At 39.0% G+C, this 22743-nt stretch carries 19 protein-coding genes; 1 reads left to right on the forward strand and 18 read right to left on the reverse strand.

The window, feature by feature from the left end:
• Positions 1 to 82: 82 nt before the first annotated feature.
• From HT99x_RS08240 to HT99x_RS08280, 9 genes are all read right to left on the reverse strand, one after another.
• The gene (locus tag HT99x_RS08240; RefSeq protein WP_075065874.1) at positions 83 to 2689 is read right to left on the reverse strand and encodes an ankyrin repeat domain-containing protein; all 2607 of its coding nucleotides are present in this window, start codon (positions 2687 to 2689) and stop codon (positions 83 to 85) included.
• A 279-nt stretch (positions 2690 to 2968) separates the two neighbouring features.
• Positions 2969 to 3409, reverse strand: coding sequence for a flagellar export protein FliJ (locus HT99x_RS08245; RefSeq protein ID WP_075065875.1), 441 nt, complete (start codon positions 3407 to 3409; stop codon positions 2969 to 2971).
• A complete protein-coding gene (locus tag HT99x_RS08250; RefSeq protein WP_075065876.1) occupies positions 3406 to 4725 on the reverse strand; it encodes a FliI/YscN family ATPase in 1320 nt (439 codons plus the stop codon). The genes HT99x_RS08245 and HT99x_RS08250 overlap by 4 nt, the downstream gene beginning before the upstream one ends.
• Positions 4707 to 5321, reverse strand: a complete 615-nt coding sequence (locus HT99x_RS08255) for a FliH/SctL family protein (protein WP_075065877.1) — start codon at positions 5319 to 5321, stop codon at positions 4707 to 4709. The genes HT99x_RS08250 and HT99x_RS08255 overlap by 19 nt, the downstream gene beginning before the upstream one ends.
• Positions 5321 to 6325: a flagellar motor switch protein FliG gene (gene fliG / locus HT99x_RS08260; RefSeq protein WP_075065878.1), complete on the reverse strand. Its 1005-nt coding sequence runs from the start codon at positions 6323 to 6325 to the stop codon at positions 5321 to 5323. Before fliG ends, HT99x_RS08255 begins: the two co-directional genes overlap by 1 nt.
• Positions 6309 to 7949 carry a flagellar basal-body MS-ring/collar protein FliF gene (gene fliF / locus HT99x_RS08265; protein WP_075065879.1) on the reverse strand — a complete coding sequence of 547 codons (1641 nt, stop codon included), beginning with the start codon at positions 7947 to 7949 and terminating at the stop codon, positions 6309 to 6311. The genes fliG and fliF overlap by 17 nt, the downstream gene beginning before the upstream one ends.
• A gap of 12 nt (positions 7950 to 7961) precedes the next feature.
• On the reverse strand, positions 7962 to 8285 hold the full coding sequence (fliE, locus tag HT99x_RS08270; protein ID WP_075065880.1) for a flagellar hook-basal body complex protein FliE: 324 nt from the start codon (positions 8283 to 8285) through the stop codon (positions 7962 to 7964).
• On the reverse strand, positions 8282 to 9595 hold the full coding sequence (locus tag HT99x_RS08275) for a sigma 54-interacting transcriptional regulator (protein WP_075065881.1): 1314 nt from the start codon (positions 9593 to 9595) through the stop codon (positions 8282 to 8284). The genes fliE and HT99x_RS08275 overlap by 4 nt, the downstream gene beginning before the upstream one ends.
• Positions 9596 to 9605: 10 nt before the next feature.
• On the reverse strand, positions 9606 to 10595 hold the full coding sequence (locus HT99x_RS08280) for an ATP-binding protein (RefSeq protein ID WP_075065882.1): 990 nt from the start codon (positions 10593 to 10595) through the stop codon (positions 9606 to 9608).
• Positions 10596 to 10799: 204 nt separating this feature from the next.
• Here HT99x_RS08280 and HT99x_RS08285 point away from each other — a divergent pair, with 204 nt between their 5' ends.
• Positions 10800 to 11114, forward strand: coding sequence for a hypothetical protein (locus HT99x_RS08285; protein WP_075065883.1), 315 nt, complete (start codon positions 10800 to 10802; stop codon positions 11112 to 11114).
• 54 nt (positions 11115 to 11168) lie between these two features.
• Here HT99x_RS08285 and HT99x_RS08290 read toward each other — a convergent pair whose 3' ends face one another.
• The 9 genes from HT99x_RS08290 to flgJ all read right to left on the reverse strand — a co-directional run bounded on the left by HT99x_RS08290 (position 11169) and on the right by flgJ (position 22741).
• Positions 11169 to 12179, reverse strand: coding sequence for a sigma 54-interacting transcriptional regulator (locus HT99x_RS08290; protein ID WP_075065884.1), 1011 nt, complete (start codon positions 12177 to 12179; stop codon positions 11169 to 11171).
• 149 nt (positions 12180 to 12328) lie between these two features.
• A complete protein-coding gene (locus HT99x_RS08295; protein WP_075065885.1) occupies positions 12329 to 12514 on the reverse strand; it encodes a hypothetical protein in 186 nt (61 codons plus the stop codon).
• On the reverse strand, positions 12511 to 12804 hold the full coding sequence (locus HT99x_RS08300) for a hypothetical protein (RefSeq protein WP_075065886.1): 294 nt from the start codon (positions 12802 to 12804) through the stop codon (positions 12511 to 12513). The genes HT99x_RS08295 and HT99x_RS08300 overlap by 4 nt, the downstream gene beginning before the upstream one ends.
• Positions 12797 to 13195 (reverse strand): flagellar export chaperone FliS, encoded by a 399-nt coding sequence (fliS, locus tag HT99x_RS08305; RefSeq protein ID WP_075065887.1) that lies wholly within the window; start codon positions 13193 to 13195, stop codon positions 12797 to 12799. Before fliS ends, HT99x_RS08300 begins: the two co-directional genes overlap by 8 nt.
• Positions 13196 to 13197: 2 nt before the next feature.
• Positions 13198 to 14604: a flagellar filament capping protein FliD gene (gene fliD / locus HT99x_RS08310; protein WP_075065888.1), complete on the reverse strand. Its 1407-nt coding sequence runs from the start codon at positions 14602 to 14604 to the stop codon at positions 13198 to 13200.
• 263 nt (positions 14605 to 14867) lie between these two features.
• Positions 14868 to 17129 (reverse strand): flagellin N-terminal helical domain-containing protein, encoded by a 2262-nt coding sequence (locus HT99x_RS15920; RefSeq protein WP_075065889.1) that lies wholly within the window; start codon positions 17127 to 17129, stop codon positions 14868 to 14870.
• A gap of 203 nt (positions 17130 to 17332) precedes the next feature.
• A complete protein-coding gene (gene flgL, locus HT99x_RS08325; protein WP_075065890.1) occupies positions 17333 to 19141 on the reverse strand; it encodes a flagellar hook-associated protein FlgL in 1809 nt (602 codons plus the stop codon).
• 4 nt (positions 19142 to 19145) lie between these two features.
• Positions 19146 to 21812 (reverse strand): flagellar hook-associated protein FlgK, encoded by a 2667-nt coding sequence (gene flgK, locus HT99x_RS08330; protein WP_075065891.1) that lies wholly within the window; start codon positions 21810 to 21812, stop codon positions 19146 to 19148.
• Between the two features lie 20 nt (positions 21813 to 21832).
• Positions 21833 to 22741 carry a flagellar assembly peptidoglycan hydrolase FlgJ gene (flgJ, locus tag HT99x_RS08335; RefSeq protein WP_075065892.1) on the reverse strand — a complete coding sequence of 303 codons (909 nt, stop codon included), beginning with the start codon at positions 22739 to 22741 and terminating at the stop codon, positions 21833 to 21835.
• Positions 22742 to 22743: the final 2 nt, after the last annotated feature.

The following is a 22743-nucleotide window of genomic DNA, read 5'->3' on the forward strand; positions in this document are numbered from 1 at the left end:
GAATTCTTGAATTCAGAGGATGATAATGCTGGCATTCCATTGCCAGTATGAGAGCAGTGCATCTACATAATAATACTCGAGTTTAACACTTGGCTCTTTTAGCGGTATCTGTTACATCTTTTTCTTGTTCAGGGTGTTCGGCTATATGAGATTCAATTGTACGTTTTAAGCCAGTCACTCTTGCTTGTAATGATACCTTTTCATCTTGCAAGACTGTTTCCAGTTCTACCTGCTCATCAACTACTCGATTAACGACTAACCTTAACGTCTTACCTTTGTCTTGCATATCAGTGCTTTTAAAACGTTGATATAATTTATCCCACAAAACCGCTTTTTTAGATGTCATATGCTGTTGCATTTGCTTTTGTGAATGAAGGTTTTGAAAAGAAGTTCTTATTGCCATTAGAATATCCTGCGAGATATTCTTTTCCTTAAGTATTTGTATCGCTCTCTCAATATCGTTATTAACAAATTCTTGTGCAGCTTGAAACATTAAGGCATTTTTGTCTTCCACTTCGATTGATTGTAAATAAGGGCGCAACCACATGACAGCTTGCATTTTTGAAAATACCGAGCAAGTTTGAGACTGAATGAAGTAAGTGTAAGGATTTTCCAGTATGACTTCCTGATTCTTTCTATAAATATCCGTTAATCCCTGAACAATCCAAGCACCTCCAATATTAGCTAATAAAGCAGGCAGATTCACATTCAATATTTCAAAGCTTGCCTCTATCGCACCTCGTGCTCGAAATGCTTGATTTAATGTTTGCGTCAGTTCACCATAATTGCCTAAACTGTCTCTAAACTGTTGCCTTAACAAAACGTATTTGGATGAGAATGCAACTTTATCTACCATCACATCTTCTGCATTACAAAAACTCAGCATGGTAAGCGATTTATAATATTGTTTTTGTTCTGCTTTAGGAATTTGCTGAAATTTAGCCAAAATAAAACTACGTAATTCTTCAATGAGCAATTGGGATGTATCCGGTATGACACTTTTATGATGCGCAACCCAAGTGTCTCCCGCTCGTGAGAGTGTCCCGGGTAAACAAGAAGGATCATCTAACCCTAGTGTATTTTCATTATGTGCACGGCGGATCTCAGCTACTTTTGCAATGAAGGTCGTTTCGCGTATTTTTTGTTCATCCTCAGTGCCATCTTGCTTATCGGTGACTAATAAGTAACTATACGCCATCATTTCTCTTGATAAATCACTCGCCATTTGCGTTGTTGGCGCATGCAATCCAACCGTATTGACGGTAAATACGGCATTGTCTTTATTGATTAATGGTGCTGTCAGTAGATTAGGCCAGTCTCCGCCAACAGGAGCCCAAGAATCATAGGCACGCCAAGCCGTTTCGGCTTCACTTTCATTACTGCTAAAAATACTACGGGCTTTATTCATTAACGTTTCATCATTACCCTGTAATAACCGCGTTTTGTCATCTTGCGTTAGGGCGTTAATAAAAGTAATGATGCTTGCTGCATGCTGATCAGTTGCCGCTTTCTCTTGTGCTTCGTGCATAATGGCATCTAATAATAATTGACGGATCGCTGTCTCAATGTGGAAAATTCTTAGCGTATCATTATCGCCATAGGCTTCATAACGGTCTTTAAAATGCGGTTTGATCACGGCATTATAATGTTGGCGAATGGCACCAATACGCGCTTCATCATCCACATTATTAAAGCGCTCCCGCTCTCGCTCCATTCTCACTTGACGACGTTTATCATTCACTACCAATTGCGCAGTATACAGTATTCTTACCGCTTCTACCTTTGACGCTTGCATGTTTTTGCTTTCTAAATACATAATTGGGTTATGAAAATAGTTTGCAAGGACCGCTAATTGCTCATCCTCAGGTGTTTCATTCAATAATTCTGATAATGGCAATCCATATAAAGCAATATTCTTAATAATAACAGACTGACAATGAGGATATTTCTCGAAGAAAACCAGTATATTTTCTCCCTCGTCACTCTTTAATGCTTGTAATAGAGACGGTTGCTTTAATAAAATGCTTAGCACATCGAAATGTTTATTATCTATCGCACAGCGCAATATATAATATGAATTTACTTGCAAATTGGCTTTAACAGAATCAATCGTTAATAACAACTCAACGATTTTAACATGACCGTGCTCGACCGCTAAGTTAAGTGCTTCATTATGATTTGAATGTGCATTCGATCTAACAACATCAATGGCGAGTACGGTTTTTAACATCTCAAGCAGACCATTTTTAGCAGCAAATGCGAGTACCTTATTATTCAATACATGCGCATTCGCTTTAACGCTATCTATTGTGAGTAATACCTTGACCACTTCAAGGTGGGCATTCAATGCCGCAAAACTCAATGCCCAATTCTGGAGTATATGAGCATTATTTTTCACTTCTGGAATCGCTAATAAGTTTTTAACAATATCAACATAGCCGTTAAAAGAGGCCAGTCGAAGGGCTGCATTGTCCTTAACATGGGCTGTGGCTTTGACACCATTGATGTTAAGTAAAGCTTGTACGATGAGAATATGACCTTTAATTGCGGCAGTACGCAGCGCCTTGTTTTCTTTAAGATGAGCAATTTCCCTAACCAGCTCCATATCTAATAAGCCAAGAGCTTCTTTCAGCTTCCCTTTTTCAATCGCTATACAAAGCAAATCATGATAATCGTCTTTAACTGCCACTTTACCGCCAAAATGTTCGAATATAAAAACTTTGCAATCTAACTTAATTTGAAAAAAAAGTAAAGATATTCCTTACGGCATCGCATTTACTGTATCCACACTTCAAACGCTTCTTCTTGGGGGATTCACTCTGGTTACTGTTGAGTTCAGGCACAGGTAAATGATAAGCGACCATGTAAAGATTCTAATCGAGATCACGAGCACGATAATTTAGTGTAACTTCACGATGCTACCTAATGTGGTTTAATCGCGACATCAATGATGAGCCTGGAACATAGCTTATTGATACGGTTTTAAGCGATTAAATATTTCGGTGTTTTCTTGATTTTCTTTGCGATTTTCATGGAATTGATTGCTTTTTTGAATATTATTGATAAGTTCTTGCAGGTTGTTACGTTTTACTTTCAATGTTTGGTATTGAGCAATGAAATCCACATGCTGCTTTTGATGGTTATTGAGCACCTCATTTTGCATCATAATAGCTTTTTCTAATTGGAAAATGAAATGTTGAAATTGTTGATATTGCATGCTTGAAATATGATTATTGGCTAGCGTTTGCAAATTGCTTTGCGTTTCTGACAAACAATGATTCAACATTTCATGTTTGCCCTTCTCTTGCTCCCATTTTTTTTGATTATTGGCGATTTGCCGCATGAGTTTTTGTTCTTGCGTTTCCAGAACAAAACGATATTTTTCTAGGTGGCTAACCTCTCGCTTCATTTAGTGGCAACCGGTATCATGGCAAGGCTAGCAAATTCTCTTAGCATATCGGCTGTTTGTTTCAAATCCACATGAATGCTCTTATCTTGTTGCAAAAATGCAAACAGCTTGGGCTTTTTTTCTAGAATCATATCCATTTCTGGATCATTTCCTTTTTGATAAGCACCAATCATAATAAAATCTCGATTTTGCTGATATTTAGCATAACTTTTCTTAAAAGTTCTGGCTAATTGCACTTGCTCAGCGGGCACTACTTTATCCATCACTCGACTGATGGATTGTTCAATATCAATCGCAGGATAGTGGCCTTGTTCTGCTAACTGCCTTGTTAACATAATATGACCATCTAAAATACCTCGCGCACAGTCAACGATGGGATCTTGCACATCATCCCCTTCTGCGAGTACCGTATAAATACCCGTAATAGAGGAATCTTCGTTGATGCCATTGCCTGCACGTTCCACTAATTTAGGGATACGAGCAAAGACAGATGGAGGGTAACCTTTATTCGTAGGCGGTTCACCCAGTGCTAAACCTAATTCCCGTAATGCTTGACCATAACGTGTTAAAGAATCCATGAGCAGCAATACGCGCTTTTTCTTATTCTTAAAATATTCTGCGATAAAAGTGGCTGTTTCTGCTGCTTTCACCCGCGCTAAAGGTGAGCTATCGGCAGGTGCCGCGACAATAACTGCTTTATGCAGTCCAGCCACACCAATATTTTCTTCGATAAATTCTTTGACTTCGCGGCCCCGTTCACCCACCAAAGAAATCACCACAATATCCGCCTGGCAAAATTGCGTGATCATGCCTAGCAATATACTTTTCCCAACGCCGGTACCGGCGAATAACCCCATTCGCTGCCCTATCCCTAAGGTTAATAATCCATTGATTGCTTTAACGCCCACATCCATCGCATGACGAATGGGTGCACGTTGCAATGGATTAATGGGTTCAAAATGAAGTGGAACGCGCTCTATTCCCTTGAGTTCTCCCAAGCTATCTAAAGGTAAGCCGGTAGAATCAATGACTCTACCTAATAGCCCCTCCCCAATAGGCACTTTAGCATAGGTATCTAATTGGGTTACTTCAGCTCCAGGCAAAATACCTCTAAGCTCATCCGCACTCATTAAGTAAGTGACATCGGATTTAAAACCAATCACTTCAGCCTGAACAGGTAAAGGCGCACAATCAATTTGACAGAGTGTCCCCACCTTGGCTTTTAACCCTGTTGCTTCAATTAAATAGCCCGATACTTTATGTACCTTGCCATAAACTGTAAAAGGGGTTAATTGACTTAAGTTTGGGAATTGCATAGTAATAGTTCATCCTGCAATCTGTTTAGGAGTGATTCCAGATTAAAACAGATCTTCTGCTTTTCAGATTCTATCTTAAATTCAAAATCTGCCAATTGTGGCTGCGTTTCAAAAATGATTCTTGAATAACCATTAAAGTCTTCATTCTGAATTTTTTCGTATAATTTAGGGTGGCATGCGATACGAATTTCTTTACCTGAATTGTCAATCATTTTCAATGCTTGGGTTATCACATTCGCAATCGTTTCAGAGGACGTTGCAAGTTCTTTGTGAAGTACTTTTTCGCATAAGGATTTTACAAATAATAATATTGCTTGTTCTTTTTCTTGCGAAATGGCTTGATTATCTTCATGAAGTTGTTTAATTAATGATTCTAATTGCCTTTTTTGCAATTGCATTTCTTGCTCAACTTTTTGCAGACCTTCAGCATAGCCTTTAGCAAAGCCTGCATCATACCCTTTTTGATTAAGCTCAGCTTGAACCGCATTGGCGGTTGATGCATTGGGGTTAACTTTTAAACTTTTATTGGTCGTATGATGCGCATTCACCACTAAACCAAATTCAGGCAATGCCCATTTGCTATGACTCTCTGGCATTAAACCATTTCCTCGCTCTTATTGCCCATCATGATCTTACCTTGATCTGCTAATGATTTAGCAATCATTAAAATTTCTTTTTGCGCTGCTTCAACTTCGCTTATGCGAACTGGACCTTTGACTTCAAGATCGTCTTTTAATAATTCACCCGCTCGTTTTGACATGTTTTTAAAGATTTTATCTTTAATTTCATTATCAGCTGCTTTTAGTGCAATAACTAATGTGTCCGTTTTTACTTCACGCAACAACATCTGAATGCCTCTATCATCAATAGATTTGATATTGTCGAAAATAAACATTAAATCTTGAATTTGATTGGCGAGTTCTTCATCTCTTTCTTTCACTGCACCTAAAATGGTTGTTTCAACATCACCACTCACAAAGTTCAAGATATCGGCAGCACGTTTAATACCACCAATGGTTTTAGTTTGATTCATAATAATATTGGAAACTTGTTTTTCCATCACAGAATTTAACTCGTCAATCGCCGCTGGCTGAATCGAATCTTGCATCGAGATTCGCATCACTAAGTCAATCCGCACTTTCTCATCAAGGGAGTTTAATACTTCTGCCGCATGATCAGGATCAAGATAACTTAAGATAATCGCTTGAATTTGCGGATGTTCATCGCGAATAATATCGGCAATCGCTTTGGCATCCATCCATTTTAATGAGTCAAGGCCTTTAGTATTGCCACCAATCAAAATTTTATCAATCACGTTGTTGGCCTTGTCTTCACCTAAAGCGGTCACAAATACTTTTCGTATCTGTTCATCTTTATTTAAACCAATACTGGTTTTACTTTCTGCTTCAACAATAAATTCCGAATAAATTTGGGTGACGGTTTTATTATCCACATTTTCAAGCGCAGCCATTGAAACCCCAAGTTTATGTACTTCTTTGGGGCCCAAAAATTTAAGCAATTTTGCTGCATCTTCTGAGCTGACACTCATTAGAAAAATGGCGGCTTTATGCGCGCCTTCATCACTAGCTGCTTTTCTCATGCTCAATTCCTACCCATTGCTTGATGACTTGCGCTGCTTTTTTAGGATCTTCATTAATTAGTTCTTTGACTCTCACATGGTAATCTGATTCATCTATTTTCTTGCCTTTTTTATCTAAGATGCCACCCACGTTGTCAGTCGATGTTTGCATGAGCATTTTTTGTTTATAGTCTGAGATGCTGGTCAGATTTTTCAATAAAGGTCGCAACACAACCAAAATGAGCGTTAAGATAGCAACGCCTGCAAGCGATTGTTTCACAATCATCCAAAACCAAGGTTTTTCCATGATAGATTGCTTGGGCAATTCTTGAATAGGCTCAACTTGGGCAAATGAGGAATTAATCACCGTCACTCTATCGCCGCGTTCTGTTTCAAAACCTATCGCATCTTTGACTAACGTTTCAATCTTCTGTATTTCTTCTGGTTTTAATGGCACTTTGGTTGCTGTACCATTGCTGTCATAAACGGTTTTATCGTCAACCACGACACCAACTGATAAACGTTGTAACTTGCCCGGCAAATTAACTTGATGCTTAATTTGTCGATCAATTTCAAAATTCTTGGTTTCTTGCAAACTAATAACGCCTGGTGCCATTTCTCTAGGTTTTTTAGCTGCTTCTTGCCCTGGTTGCCCTGGCTTTTGGTTGGGCGCTGGTTGATGGGGTGTTCCTGGTGCTTGATTTGATAAAGTGCCAGGTACTCCGCCTTCTCTTGATTGGGTACCCTCTTTATGTACATCTGAAATGCGTTCAGAGCGTAATGCTGTTTTGGTAGGATCGTAATTTTCACTCGTTAGCTCTGATGAGGTAAAATCCATCGTAGCAGTAACCTCGGCTTTAATGCGATCGTACCCTAAGATAGGTGACAATAAATCCTGAATCCGTTGTGCATAAACTCGCTCAAGCTTATGGGTATAATCTAATTGTTTTGCTGCCACACTCATTTCATCGCTGCCAGATGAAGAAAGCAGTTTTCCGTTTTGATCGATAACCGTAACATGCTGAGCTGATAAACCTTGAATGCTAGAAGCCACTAAATGGGTAATGGATGAAACCTGTTCAGGCTCTAAACGTCGTCCACCATAAATATCAACAAAAACAGAAGCGCTGGGTTCTTTTTTGTCTTTAATAAAGGCTGTTTGCTTGGGTACCGCTAAATGTACCCGAGCCGATTTAATATTTTCAATCGAAGCGATGGTCTTTTCAAGTTCGCCTTCTAAGGCATGAATATAGCGAGCTCTTTCAATAAATTGGCTAGTTCCAAACACGGAATCTTTATCTAATAACCCCGCAAAGCCATTGCCACTGTGACTTGGAACTCCTTCTCCTGCTAAACGGATGCGTGCTTCATGAACTTTGTTGGCATCAACCAACACCAAACCTGTTTTTTCATCGACTTTAAATGGAATATTTTGTCGTTGTAATGCTTCCACGACATCGCCTGAATCTTTACTATTGAGTTGAGAATAAAGTGGAATATAGTCAGGTGTTTTTGACCACATCACCACATAGATAGCTAAAGCAATGCTTGCCGCAAAGCCAATAAACAACCCTAGTTGTTTTACGATTGGCAGTTCAAAGTAACCATCTGCCAAAGTTCCCTTAGATTGACTATTTTCTGTCATCACATTACTCTATCAAATTGGCATGTTCATGATATCTTGATAAGCACTAACTACATGATTTCTTACTTGAGAAACGGCTTGCAACGATAAGTGGGCCTTTTGTGTTGCTATCATCACATCTGTTAAATGGATGTTTTTATCGCCCTCTTCAAAACGCTTAGCTAAATCACTTGCATTATTTTGCATTTGATTGGCATCATTGATAGCATTTTTTAATAATTGACCAAATTCACTCTGCCCTACCGGATTTGCACCCGCCGACATTTCAGTATTTCTTGCTTTAGCAGCAATAATTTTCATTTGCAGCAATAGCTGATTTGCATCAATTTCATTCATACTTGTATACCCATTTTTTTCATGCGAGAAATTTTATAGCGAAGTGTTCTGGTGCTAATGCCTAATTTGTGAGCACTTTGTTCACGATGGCCATCACATTCTTTTAATACTTGCAGAATCAGTGCATTTTCTTTATCGACCATTTTGTTTTCTAAAGTGTCATCGGCAAATGCATGAACCGCTGGTTGAGTGTGTGAGACTTCAAATAAAATGATATCAGGCTCAATTAGATTATTTTTTGCTAAAATAACACTTCTTTGCATCACATTTTGCAGCTCACGAATATTACCGTGCCACGCATAATTTAATAATTTCTCTATTGCTTGTTCTGATAACATCATATCAGGCTGGGATGCGTACTTTTTTATAAAATAATTTGATAATGGTATAATGTCTGCTTTTCTATCGCGAAGTGCTGCAATATACATCGGGAAAACATTCAAGCGGAAATAAAGATCTTTACGGAAATGTCCGAGTTCTACTTCTTTAGCTAATGCGCGATTCGTTGTTGAAATGAATCTTGCATCTAACTTGATGATTTTATTTCCACCTAATCTTTCTACTTCTTTCTCTTGAATGACTCTTAAAATCTTGGCTTGTAACGCCAATGGCATCTCTGAGATTTCATCGAGTAAAATAGTGCCGCCATTGCCTTGCTCAAGCTTTCCTGGGGTTGACTGATGTGCCCCCGTAAATGCTCCCTTCTCATAACCAAAAAGCATTGCTTCTAGCATATTATCAGGGATCGCTGCACAGTTAATGGCAATAAAAGGCTCGTTTTTGCGTAGTGAATTGTCATGAATGAAACGTGCTAATATTTCTTTACCGGTGCCACTTTCACCACTTATCAGCACAGAGGCATCAGTTTTGGCGACTTGTGCAGCAACCTCAAATAACTTTTTCATCACTTCATCATGGCAAATAAGATTGTTTTGTGGATGGTGATGATATTGGCTAATCTTGTTTAATTTAGTAATCAATTCATTGGCTACAAACGGTTTGGTGATGTAATCAATCGCTCCATTTTTAATGGCAAAAACAGCATCATCAATTTTACCATAAGCTGTCATTAGTACCACCGAAGTTTGATAATCTTGCTTTTTAATAAATTTGAGTAAATCGATACCACTCATTTTATCTAATTGAATATCACTTAATACAATATGATAATGTTTAGTTCTGAGCATCTGTAGTGCCATTGTTGAAGATTCAACTGCATCAACCTCAAAAGAAGCATTTTGTAATGTCATTGTTAATGCTTCTAATAAGTCTTTATCATCTTCAACCAATAATACAGAACTTTGTGTCATGGTGACTCCGCTATCCATTCCATATCGAATATGGCAAATACAATGAGACGATAGTGTAATTATTTTCAACCGATTCGATCGCCAATCGTCCTTGATGCGCTTCTAGAATTGATTTGGCAATACTTAACCCTAAGCCTGTGCCATTTTCTTTAGTGGTGTAAAAGGGTTTCTCAATCCGTATTAGCTCGTCTTGCGTTATCCCTTTGCCATAATCTTTCACTGCAATGCTTAATTCGCCACCAATTAATTGCAGGTTGATTTCAATAAAAGTTTGTTGCTTGCCGGCTTGAATGGCGTTATCAATAATATTCATTAAAGCACCCATCAGCGATGCTTTATGACCAATAATAATGGCTTTATCACAGTTTTTTTCGCTATTTAATTCAATGTTGACACCAGGATGCAATTGTTGGTAATCCATCAACATTTTCTGCAATTCATCATAAATAAACATGTTTTCGATCATCTTTTCTTGGCCTTTACAGACCATCAACACATCATCGATTTGCTGTTTAATGAGTAACAGTGGCTTCATGATTTTGGCTTGATAGCTTGAATCAAGCGGTAGACTTGATGCATATAAAATGGCGGTTGACAAAGGTGTTCTTAATTGATGAGCTAATGATGCGGAAAGTTTTTCAATCGAATCCAGTTTTTGTAATTGCATTGTACAAAGATTACTTTGATGGATCTCTGTTTCATCAACTAGCAATACCAATTGGCCTTTAGCGTTCGGTAAAGACTGCGTTTTGAATAAAACCGTATGTCCGCTCTTAAGACAAATATAATTTCCTTCGTTAACAATTTCTTTAACATTTTGACGTAGTACTTCTGACCAATCCTTGCTCATTTTCTCTAAACCAAGCATCTCTTGTGCTTGCTTGTTATAAAGATCAATCATGCCTTCTGCAGTAATCATAATCACGCCAGCAGGGATACTTTCTAGCCAATCATAGAGTGGCTCCCTATTTGTTTTTGGTGACGTAATCATGGTTTGCATAACATTCAACCGTCATATTTTAAGTGATACTTTAGAATAGCAATTGTTATGCCAACTATTATTATCATATTTATCAAATAGATAAGGAATTAAGTATGTTAGGTTGCCAAGAAATTGGCATTTGGTTTAGATGCTGAACTTGATAACTGATCTTATATTCATTATGATTGGCGCCCCTTACACAGTTATAAGAACATTAAAATCATGCAACATGGTCCTAAAAGTCAAATGGAACTTAAATTTGAACGAATTAATCGCGCACAAAGTTATGCTGAAAAACGAAATCTGATAGAACAACTGACAGATGATGAGCGCACAATGTATAACAAACAACAAGAAGCTAAATATAAATATGATGAATGTATGCCACAATCAGTGCTACCGGTTAATTTCACTCGGACTTATACACCGGCGAATAATGCCGCAAATACTGCTCGCAAAGGCGTGGTGATTCGCAATGCTCCTGCTGCCAATATAAGTGATGCAGCATCTCCCAATACCTCTAAGCTAACGAAATAAATTTTTTTACTGTTAATAGAGTAGTATCCGGCATTTTCATGTAAAAATGCCGGTTTATTTAGCGATTTGAAATTTTTTCATTTTCTCTACCAATGTGGTGCGTCTCATTCCTAATTTTTCGGCGGCATGCGATACCACGCCATTGGTTTTATTCAATGCATCTTGAATATAATTTAATTCAATTTGATACAAAATATCTTTCAAATTCACATTTTCTGATACGGTGGCCTGCGGATTAATCATGACTGTCTCAGTCATTTCTAGGTATTTGGGGATTACGTCCACTTTATTTTGCTCTGACATTTGTTGATATTTTGCGGGCAATTGGTGGTAATCCACTTTTTGATCGGGATAAAGAACGATGAGGCGCTCAATTAAATTGGCTAATTCACGGATATTGCCCTGCCATTCGCATTTCATTAAAGAACGTATGGCAGCTTGGGTCAATTCAATACTACTACCAATTTCTTGCTGAAGCTTTTGGGTTAAATCGGCAATAATGTCTGGAATATCTTCACTGCGTTCTCTTAAATGGGGCATTTCGATGGGAAAGACATTCAATCTATAATACAGATCTTCCCGAAAGCGTCCATTTTTAATCTCTTCTTCGAGGTTACGATGCGTTGCAGCAATAATTCTCACATCCGTTTTAATCGACTTATTGCTACCAACTCGCTCTAATACTTTTTCTTGAATAACTCTAAGTATCTTAACTTGCATGGCAAGGGGCATGTCACCAATTTCGTCTAAGAAAATGGTCCCGCCATTGGCCAATTCAAAACGGCCTATACGAGAGCTAATGGCACCCGTAAAAGCGCCCTTCTCATGCCCAAAAAGCTCGCTTTCGAGTAAATCGTTAGGTATTGCACCGCAATTAACCGGAATAAAGGGTTTATCTTTACGTTTGGAATGTAAATGCAAAAAGCGGGCAGCAATTTCTTTACCTGTGCCTGATTCACCCGTAATCATGACACTGACTTCGGTCAGCGCTGCCTGACTTAACATTTTTTTGATTTGGGTAATGGTGTGGCTACTACCACTAATCTCTACAGTTGAGTCACGCATTTTTTCACAATGTTTTTGTAATCATTGTTAACTAATAGTCGCTAGGTTTATGACATGTCAAATTCTTGTCATAGGAAATAGGACTTTCGTCTTTACTGATTGAAAGCGCAGATACTCAATTCGCCAAGCTACCTGCTAAGCGCAGGCTACTATCTTCCTTTTTTAATATTTAACGGTCTGGTTAACGTTGAAATATCGATAATATTTTTTTTAGGTTCTTGAAAGCGGTTTGATATACCCGTATACCAAGCATCGGTTTTATGTTTTTGCCAAAACATTTGTCCTGTATTAGGCCATGGTTTTACGGTACCACTTTCGTGACTTAACTCTTTCATAAATCATCCTGATTTTTTGATATTTTAATTGATTTTCTAACCACTAATATTTCTTTTGCTAGTTTTTGCTTATTGCTTTCCATTTTTTCAATCAAGGTATCAATTACCGGTATCATATCGATAATTTGTTGTTTATCTTGAAGTTCATCAAGGTTCTGCTCTGGATACGCGTTGCGAAAATCTTGTAATGCAGCACACAGATTAACAAATCGATTGTGATCATTCTCATCGATTGATGCATTTAAATCTTGCACAATCTGTGACAATGCTGCCAAATAATTTTTATTCATTGTCAACATTCTCTCGTGGCATATTATCCCAACCGGATTTAATGGTTGCGATTAACTCGATAACTTCATCTAATTTTTTGAGATCGTCATGTAAATTAACTTCAATCAATGATTGTAAAATGTAAGTATAAAGATCGGATAAATTCTTAGCGATTTCACCACCTTCTTGTTCATTTAGGCTGGCTTGTAATGTTTCAACAATTGAAATGGCTAAACTGATTGATATTCCTTTATCATGAATATTGTTTCGCTCAATAAATCCTTTAGCGATATTTAGCTTTTCTAAGGCACTCTCTAACAAAATTTGAATGAGTCTATAAGGATCGGCATTTAAGATCCCTGTCTCTATCGAAACATGTTGATACTGCTTCAAAGCGTAGTTTGGATTCATAATTATTTCCTAAAAGATAAAGGTTCAGCTAAGCTATCAAGTTGTGTTTTTAAGAAATCACTGGTTGAACGCAAGTTTGCCACGATAGAATCCATAGCAATAAACTGTGACAATAAGCGCTCTTCAAAATGTATTAAGTGTCTTTCTAGGTTAACGCGTTGTTCTGTAATGAGATCAATACTTTTATTCAAGCCATTGGTTTTGGATTTTATGACACCATCATTCTTAATATAAGTATCTATGGTTGATTCTAGATTATTAAATAGGCCATTTTCGTTATCAATGAAGAACTGACCTATTTCATCATAATTTTTGGTAATGACGCTGTTTAATTTATAAGGATCAATTTCAAGTTTACCGGTGATTCTATCTGTAGATATGCCCATTTGGGTCAATGAAGAAACAGCCAAAGGCAGATCATAATTGGCGGTATTTAATATTCTGCGTAATTGTGTTTGTGCATTACGGGTTAATGCATCGCCGATTAAAATCCCCGCATTTTTAGGATCTTCTTTATTAAAAGCCGTCAACTTTTTTATGGCATCTAATGTGTTATTATAAGCATTGACAAAATCTTCAATTGCTTTTCCCGCCGCATCTTTATCAAGAGACACTTTCATGGTAATGGGATCTAAGGTATTAGTGCCCAATAAGTCGAGTGTTACTCCTTCAATAGCATCGGTAAGGGTATTTGTTTCACTTGTGACGGTAACGCCATCTATTTTCACAGTCGCATTTTGTGCAGCTTGTGCAATGGTTAAATGATTCGATGCAAGTTTTGATAATCCGTTGTTATCGGTGTCGTTGCTATCATTATCAACGACTGTCACGATAAAGGCATTGTCTAATCCGGTCTTATCTGCTTGAAAAGTCAGAACGGCACCCGAATCAGACGTAATTAAGCTTGCGGTAATACCTGTTGTTTTACTTACTTCGTTAATTTTGTTTTTAATTCCCTGCAGGGTTTTATCTTGATCGGTGATTTCAACTGAATAAGTGGTTGCCCCTACTTGAAACTCAATCATTCCTGTACCAACGATGGTAGTCGAATTTGCAAAATTGGCTGATGATAATTTATGCGCTTTGGCTAAAGCGATAATTTCAATTTGGAAATCGCCAGTTTGTGCCGTGTTGGTTGCCTTCGCTTCTAGAACCGTTCTTTTATCGGTTGTTAACCCACTATTCACTAAGCGGCTTGCAAAGGGGTTCGACTCTTTTAATGAATTAACTTTATCTTTTAAATCAGATAATGCACCTTTGAGTGTGCCATAAGCGGTGATTTTGGTAAGAGCTTCTGCTTCATTTCGATCAAAACGTAATTTTTTATCTTTACTTTCTGCAGCCATTAGCTCATCGACCAATTCTCTGATATTGATTCCAGAACCGACACCTGAGGTCGTAATGGGCATTAAATCTCTCCTTGAACCCGCTTTTTTATTATAAAGAGACAAGGCAAAATATGCGCCAATTCTCTTAATAAAATACAACTAAAATACTCTTTAAATTTCATATTGTTAGATTTTAATTTGAACATGCACCTATTTTTATTTTGAATAAAGCGGCAATTAAAATCTGTTTTTGAGAAACATGAAGGAAAAACCTTTCCGCCGGATATGATCAGTGGGTGTTAATAACTGCTTTAACACCCACCAAATCATGACTACTCTTTTTATTAGCCATTTAGCAATGCTAAAACGTTTTGTGGTAACGAGTTAGCTTGTGCCAAAATAGCAATACCTGCTTGTTGCAAGATCTGCGCTTTAGTCATATTCGCGGTTTCTTGTGCAAAGTCAGCATCTTGAATTCGCGAACGTGCAGCTTGCAAGTTTTCAACACCGTTTGCCAAGTTTGAAATAGTGCTACCAAATCGGTTTTGCACAGCACCCAACTCAGCGCGGACTTGGCTGATTTGGTCTAATGCGCCGTCGATGATAGAAATGGCAGCATTAGCACCAGCTTGCGTACTAACGTCAATCTGACCTACGTCTAACAAGGTTGAAGAGTTAGCGGTATTAGCGCCACCTGCAAATAATGAGGTACCGGTGGAAGCTAAACCTGAAATATCAGAAGCTACGTTAAATGCATCTGCTGATAAGAAGGTAATTTCACCACCAATCACAGTTGTGTCGAAGTTGGTGCGAGCACCACCATCATACAATTTAACAGAAGTGCCGGTGTTGGTATCTGCATTACCGGTTACGGTAATCGATTGCTCAACAGGGGCAACAATATTGCTACCTGTACCAGAAACTGGTGTTACAGAAGGCGCGGCAAAATCAACCGCTGCACTATGCGTAAAGTTTTGTAACACAATATTTTTACCGGTTTGGTGAGTCAACACTACAGAAGAGTTATCACTACCTAATGCAGCAGTAATACCCGTTGTACCGGCAACGTTATTGATAGCGCTCATTAATGCAGTTAAATCTGAGCTGGTAACCGTTGCAGATACGTTGGCACCAATCGCGTTATCACCATAAATAGCGAAACTAACCGTACCATTGGCGGTTAAATTCGATAAAGTTGCGGTCGTTCGTGCTTCAGCTGTCACACCGGTTGAACCTGAAACAGCATTGATAGCGGTTACAATACTATCTGCTGATTGACCAGCTGTCACAGCAACGGTTGCCGCCCCTGCACTACCTACTAAGTTGAGGTTTTGCGCACCAATGTTGTTATTGAGGTTATTAGCAGAAATCGTGGTATTGTTGATTCTATCGGTAATCGTACCATCACCCACTGCAACCGTTGTTGCTTGACCATTAATAATAATGGAGTCAACATCGGATGAAATGGTGTAACGTTCACTCAATTCGATATCAACACGGCCACCAAATGTGGTTGATTGTGTTGCAACGAGGGTCGTTGCTGCACCGCCGCGTAAACCAACCATATCAAATACACCGGTACCTGCCGTGCTTGCGAATACCATGTCACGACCATCAAGACCAATGATGTCAATGCTTGTACCATTACCTACTGCATATATCCCTTGACCTTGTAACGTTGCATTCGCGTTAATAGCGGTTGCAATGCTATCTGCCGTGGTGGTTGCACCACTAGAAATAACTTGACCATTTAACGTAATGTTGGTGGCAGCGTCCATGGTTGCCAAGTTGCTAACGGTCACTTCGTTAAAACCACGCGCTTTCACACCCGTTAAAGCGGATAAGTTAGTCGCAATGGTATTGGCTTGATCATCGGCAGCAACTGCAGCGGTTTGCGTTGTTGTTACGCCGGATGAGCTAACGCTAGAGACGGTAAAATTGGAAGCACTGTAACCGTTCGTTGCCGCGTTTGCTTGAGCGACCGCAACTTCAGCACCTAATGCTGCACCACCTGTACCACCTACTGTACCAATATATAATTGTTTACGGGTAGCACCTTCAAGACCATCGGCGTTATCCGTTTTCATTTGGTTACTACCAATCGCTGTTGCACGTGTATCACGAATGGTTACACCAATAGTTTGGTTGGCTTCAGCACCTACTTGGAATAGCGCATTACGTAATTCACCGTTTAAAATATTTAAACCGTTGAACGTCGTTGTTGTTGCAATACGCGTTAATTCTTGTTTAAGTTGGTTTACCTCATCCTGAATCGCTGCGCGGTCAGAAGAGCTATTCGTACCGTTTGCTGACTGAATCGACAGTTCGCGTGAACGTTGTAAAATATTGGTTACTTCTTGTAACGCACCTTCCGCTACCTGAGAAAGCGAAATAGCGTCATTCGCGTTACGAGAAGCTTGGGATAAACCTTGGATTTGTGAAGTAAAACGAGTACTAATTGCAAGACCAGCAGCATCGTCTTTCGCACTATTAATGCGAAGACCTGATGAGAGTCGTTGCAATGAAGTCGCTAACATTTCACCGGATTTCGTTAAGTTACGTTGCGCATTAATAGACGCAATATTCGTATTAATTACTTGTGGCATAGAATAATGCTCCTGGAAAAAGTGATCGTCAAAACAATCACTGCATAATAATTAGCGGATATACATCACAAGGATATATTTACCGCTCCCAGGTTCGTTATCGTCAAGGTGAATTAGAGGTTTAGAAATAACTTGAAATTAGATAAAGATTCTGAAAAAAAAAGCAGCTCCCCCGCTTCGCCTAAAAGGCTACGCCGGGCACGCTAACGCAAATAGTTAAAGATGCTTAAACCTTGTACCTTAACAAAGCTTTGCTGAGCTGCTTGGAGAATAAAAGAGTTTTGTGTTAATTTCGTAATCGCTTCTGTGTAGTCTAGATCTTCTACTTCGCTTAAAATACTTTGCGTTAAAACATTTAATTTGTCATTAAAATCTTTTTGGCTATCGGCAATATTAATTCTAACACCGACTTCTGCTCGGGTCTCAATTAAACGAGACTCAGCGTAGCTAATATTGTTCAACGCTTGCCCTATTTCATAAGAATAACGTATCGGTTCAAAACCAAAGTTTCTAATACTGGTAATCAGCGTATTGATAGTCGTAAAAACATCTTGCGTTGCTTTGGCTTCGACCTCGAGCCCAAAAATATCCCCGGCACTTGGCGTTCCGGTAATCACCACTCGGATCCCTAAAAAATCAATATTTTGTCCTGGAACATAGGTAACATTACTAAAGCCCTCTAAAGGGGTACCAGGATCAGAATCGGCCACAATACTGAAAGTACTGGGGGGATTGTTAAAAACAATCGAATAGGTTTCATTAAGATTGGTAATGTTATCGATAATAGCTGGTTTGGTTATGAGCCCAGAGCCCGCATTGGTTGATGGTGAATAGGTTCCCGCTGTAAAACCAGCATGACTGGGAAAAGCACCTTGAATATTAAAAGCTTCATGACTACGTAGTGTGACAGTTGAACGGGCAACTTCATCTAATGCAGCACCTGTTAAATTAAAATTGGCAAAAGATGCGGTTGCGCCACCGCTGGTCTGTAATTGAATATTACGCCCATCTTGTGCCGTTAGAATGACAGCGGTTCCTGCACCACCTGGCTGTGTGGCAATAACACCTGTTTGCGAAGTGAGCAAATTAATGGCCGATAATAATGAATCTTCCGTGCCTATGTTATCTAAAACCGCAATGCCATTAATGCTAAATTGTGAGCCAACCAGAGACGCTGGCGTATAAGCACCTAAATCAACGGAATTAGGATTCACAATGGCATGAACCCCATGATCAGCAATTTTACTATTAATTGCTCTAGCAATCGCAATGGCACTGCTTGCGGCATCGGTTGTTGAAATTCCATCAAGTTCACTTGCTGGAATGAGAACATCGTTAATCCGTAAATCAGTTGAAGCAAGTGGTGTTAATGTTCCTGCATTCACTAACCCCGATGGCGTATTGGTTAATGTTGCCACTCCCGAGGTGACTGTGCCTATCACGGTATCGGTTGGAATGTTAAAGAAAACCCCTTTTCCAGAATCTAATATGGTTAAAGAGGTGGTATTGCTTAAAGCGACATTGCGGTTACCTTCATCACCTTGAAAAACATATTGGCCATCGGCTGCTTTAATGACAGTTTGTACTTTAGATTTATAACCAGAGAAAAGATAATCACCATTAGCATCTTTGGCATTCACTAAATCTTGCAACTCTAACAATCTTTCTTCCATTTCAGTTGCAACTGCTTCTCTATCATCACGCCCAAGGCTTGCATTCCCGGCATTAATAGCAAGCTCTCTTATTCTCTGGTAGATATTGACGACCGAATCTAAAATAGAATCTTCATACTCTAAGATGTTTTTGGCAGCATCAGCATTTTTAATAAATTGATTAAATTTACTGATTTCATAACGTAAGTTTGAAGCTTGCGTTGCCCCAATGGGATCATCAGAAGAATTGATAATTTTTTTACCTGCTGAGATCTTTAATTGTAAATCGCTAATCGTAGACTGCTGCGCCATTAAGCTATCAACGGTTCTACGATAAATATCAACTGATGAAACTCTCATATTATTATCTCATTAAATCCATTAATGCATCAAAAATACTTTTTGCCACCAATATCACTTGCGCAGCAGCTTGATAGGCTTGTTCAAAGCGTAATAAATTAGCGGCTTCTTCATCAAGATTAACACCGGAAACTTCATTGCGACGTGACTCAATAAAACTGAGTAAATTAGCGCTTGATCCAGCATTGACTTTCGCTTGAGATGCTTTGGTACCAATATCACCAACCAGTTGAGCAAATCCATCTTGAAATGTGGCAGAATGATTTACCATGGTCTTTTCTGATTGCAAATTAGCTAATTTTAAGCCGTTACGGTTATCTCCTGATGCATCATTGTTATACTGAATGGTAAAAATATCACCAGCTTGGGGCGTACCTTGCAATGTAACTCGATAGCCTGGATCATAAACATAGGTCGGGTTGGGTCCTGGCAAAGACGCATTGATGACTCCAAAAATAGGAAATACGGCTTGATTGAGGCTACTGGGATCATAAGGTTGATCAGGGCCAATTTGCACGCCAGGCAATCCTGCAGAAACGTCAAATACGCGATAGCTGGTTTGTGATGTAAATTCAATCTGGATGGGGGGAGATAATGTTCCTTTAGTACTAAAAGCATTCCCTAACACACCATCAACTGAAACAGGCAAACCACTAGTATCGGTAATTTCTACCAGAGAAATTTGTACGTCACCACGATTATTTAAACTGCCATTAACTCGAACAGGAGCACCTAATGCAATAAAATTGGGATTATTAATTGCAACGCTAAAATCGTGCGCTCCACTACGCGTAGGCTGAATGATGAAGCTGTCATTCACCGCCATTGCACCTGCTTGCAATTCGATAGTCATACCATCGACGTTAAAATACGGTATGAGTGATTGAGCCGTCACTGTATTATAAGTTCGATTCCTCAACGTATAAAAAGTGCCATCATATTCAAGATTGTAATTATCGGTGGTGAGGCTTGAGGCTGCTTGAGGTACCGTCCCTGCTGTAAAACCAACGGCTGCAGGGTTAGCCCCCGCAATTTTGATCGAATTATTCTGTGAAAAAAGCAATACGCTGGCTCTTGATACTTTATCAAGTGCAACACCACCTTGGGTGTCAAAATAACTAAACGTCGCTCCTGTTGACAAACCATTAGATGATAGCTGAATATTACGCCCATCACTGGCAACCAGCATAATTTTACCTGTCCCATCTCCTGATGCGACAACACCGGTTTGCAACGTTAATGCATTAATATCTTGGAGTAGCATCGCTTCATTCATACCCGCTGAAACGATGTTAATACCATTAATCATGAATTCACCCGCAGCAAACGCACCTGCCGTAAATTGTCCAAGATACACGACATTTTGCTCAGGAGTTGCAGTCACTTCATGTGCAGCACTCGAAGCATTAATGGCATTTGCAATAGCAATTGCACTGCCTGTGGCATCGGAGGTTGAATATGGGTCATCAGCGGGCACCGTTGCTCTGATGATAGAATCATTGAGTGAGAACATGCCCAGCGTTATCGGTAATAAAGTTCCTGCATCAACTAAGTTAGATGGCACTGAGTAAGTTTGCGACGTCGTGGTAGCAATGGATATAGGATTAATTTTTACTGAAAAAACCGCATTTCCGGTATTGCCACGATTTTTAAGGGTACGATTGAGTGTGCTAGAAATTTCATTAGGATCATTAAAAAATTTATTGCCTAAATTCCCTTCAAAATCTACCCCTTTTTGGTGTTGTGCATTAAAAGAACTACTCAAAGTAATGGCAATACGACCCAATGCATTTTGTGAGGGCATTAAGACATCGTCTTGCAATGATAATAAGCCGCCAACTTGTCCTCCTTTTAAATTGGAGCTAATTACTTCAGTAGATGTCGCCGTGATAATCGCGATATCGGTCCGCGTCGCATCGATTACATTCGGGAAAGCCGCCAGACGGTTGCTGGTACCATTCATCACAATGGCTTGTCCATTACCAATAAACACATTCATTGAGCCATTATCTTGAATGGTCGTTGATGTAGCAGCATATTGAGAAAGTTCCAATACTAACTCTTCTCGCAGATCTAATAAATCATTTGGGGCTTCAGCAAAAGCATTATTGCTTGTATTCACAATTTTGACGTTAATTTGCGCTATTTGTTCAGCGAGACTATTGATTTGATTGATAGCGCCATTCAACTGAGTATTAATATTATAAAATTGTGAAGAAATCCGTTCAGATAAGTCGACGAAACGATTTTCTAGCACTTGCGCTTGTGAAAGAAGCAACTGTCTGGCAGAAACAGAATCAGGATTCGCATTTAAGTCTTGTATCGCATTAAAAAAGGAGTTCAAAACGTTTGATAAACCAGTACTTGGATCTGAAAAAATATTATCTAATTGGTTGATCACTTGGGAAAAGCTATCATATTGGCTAAAATTAGCCTGCTGCGTTTGTAATGAAGTTGTTAAGAATTGATCAACAATTCGTCGGGTACCACGTACTTCAACCCCGGTGCCAGTAAACGATTGGCCCATTTGCACCGATTCGCGTGCTGCTAATAACGTCGTTTGCCGACTGTATCCTGGTGTATTGGCGTTCGAAATGTTATGTGAGATCGTATCTAACGACTTTTGTGCCGCCCCAAGACCTGTGGTTCCGATACTTAACATATCACTCATAAAATACGTCCAATCTCACTTTATACTTCATTTAAATAAGGATGATTTTCGTAAATCGCTAATACTTTATTGGCATACTGCGGATCGGTTGCGTAACCTGCATTTTGTAGCTCTGTCAAAAAGGCTTTTGGATCTTCAACATTTGCGAGCGCTTTTTCATAACGTTTGGTTTGGAGTAGTTTGACGTAATCTAATAAACTATCCATCATCGAACTATAGGATTTGAAAGCGGCTTGCTGACGAATCGGCTGATTATCAACGTATTCCGTGGTTTGTGCTGTCACTTGTTCATCACGTGATGAAAATGCTTTCACGCCAAACAAGTTGTTAGCATTAACCTGATTTTCATCATGAATCATATGTTTGCCCCAGCCCGTTTCTAAAGCAGATTGGGCAATTAACAGTTTGGGATCAATCCCAATCATGCCAGCAACTTGCTTTGCAATAGGCAATAAAGCTTCAACAAACTCATTCACTTTGGACGTTGGCTGTGCATTTGGTTCAGTGTTTGTTTCAACTTGCGCTTGAATAGCGAAAGGCACTTCGAATTGCTCTTCTTTTTTCATTTTATTCGATTGGGCAACTAAAGGCAGCATGCCGGTTTGCTGTGGTAGCGTTTTACCTGCACCTTTTAGTTGTTGCACAATCATGTCTGCCAAACCGATACCACCGGCTTTTGAGAGTGATAATGCCATTTGCTGATTTAGCATATCTTGATAAAAATCTTCTTTATCACGCGAAAACATATCGGATTTAAAAGATTCATTCGCATCTTGCATGTTTTTCATGACTAATTGTAAAAACACGGATTCTAACTGGCTCGCGATAACTTTTAATGAAGCTTCATTTTCACTGTCTGCCTCACTTTTGAGCTGTTTCAGTGCTGAAAAGTCATAGTAATTAAAGGTATTAACGTATTTTGTTTCCATGC

It is taken from the genome of Candidatus Berkiella aquae, assembly GCF_001431295.2.
GTDB classification, from domain to species: Bacteria; Pseudomonadota; Gammaproteobacteria; order Berkiellales; family Berkiellaceae; genus Berkiella; species Berkiella aquae.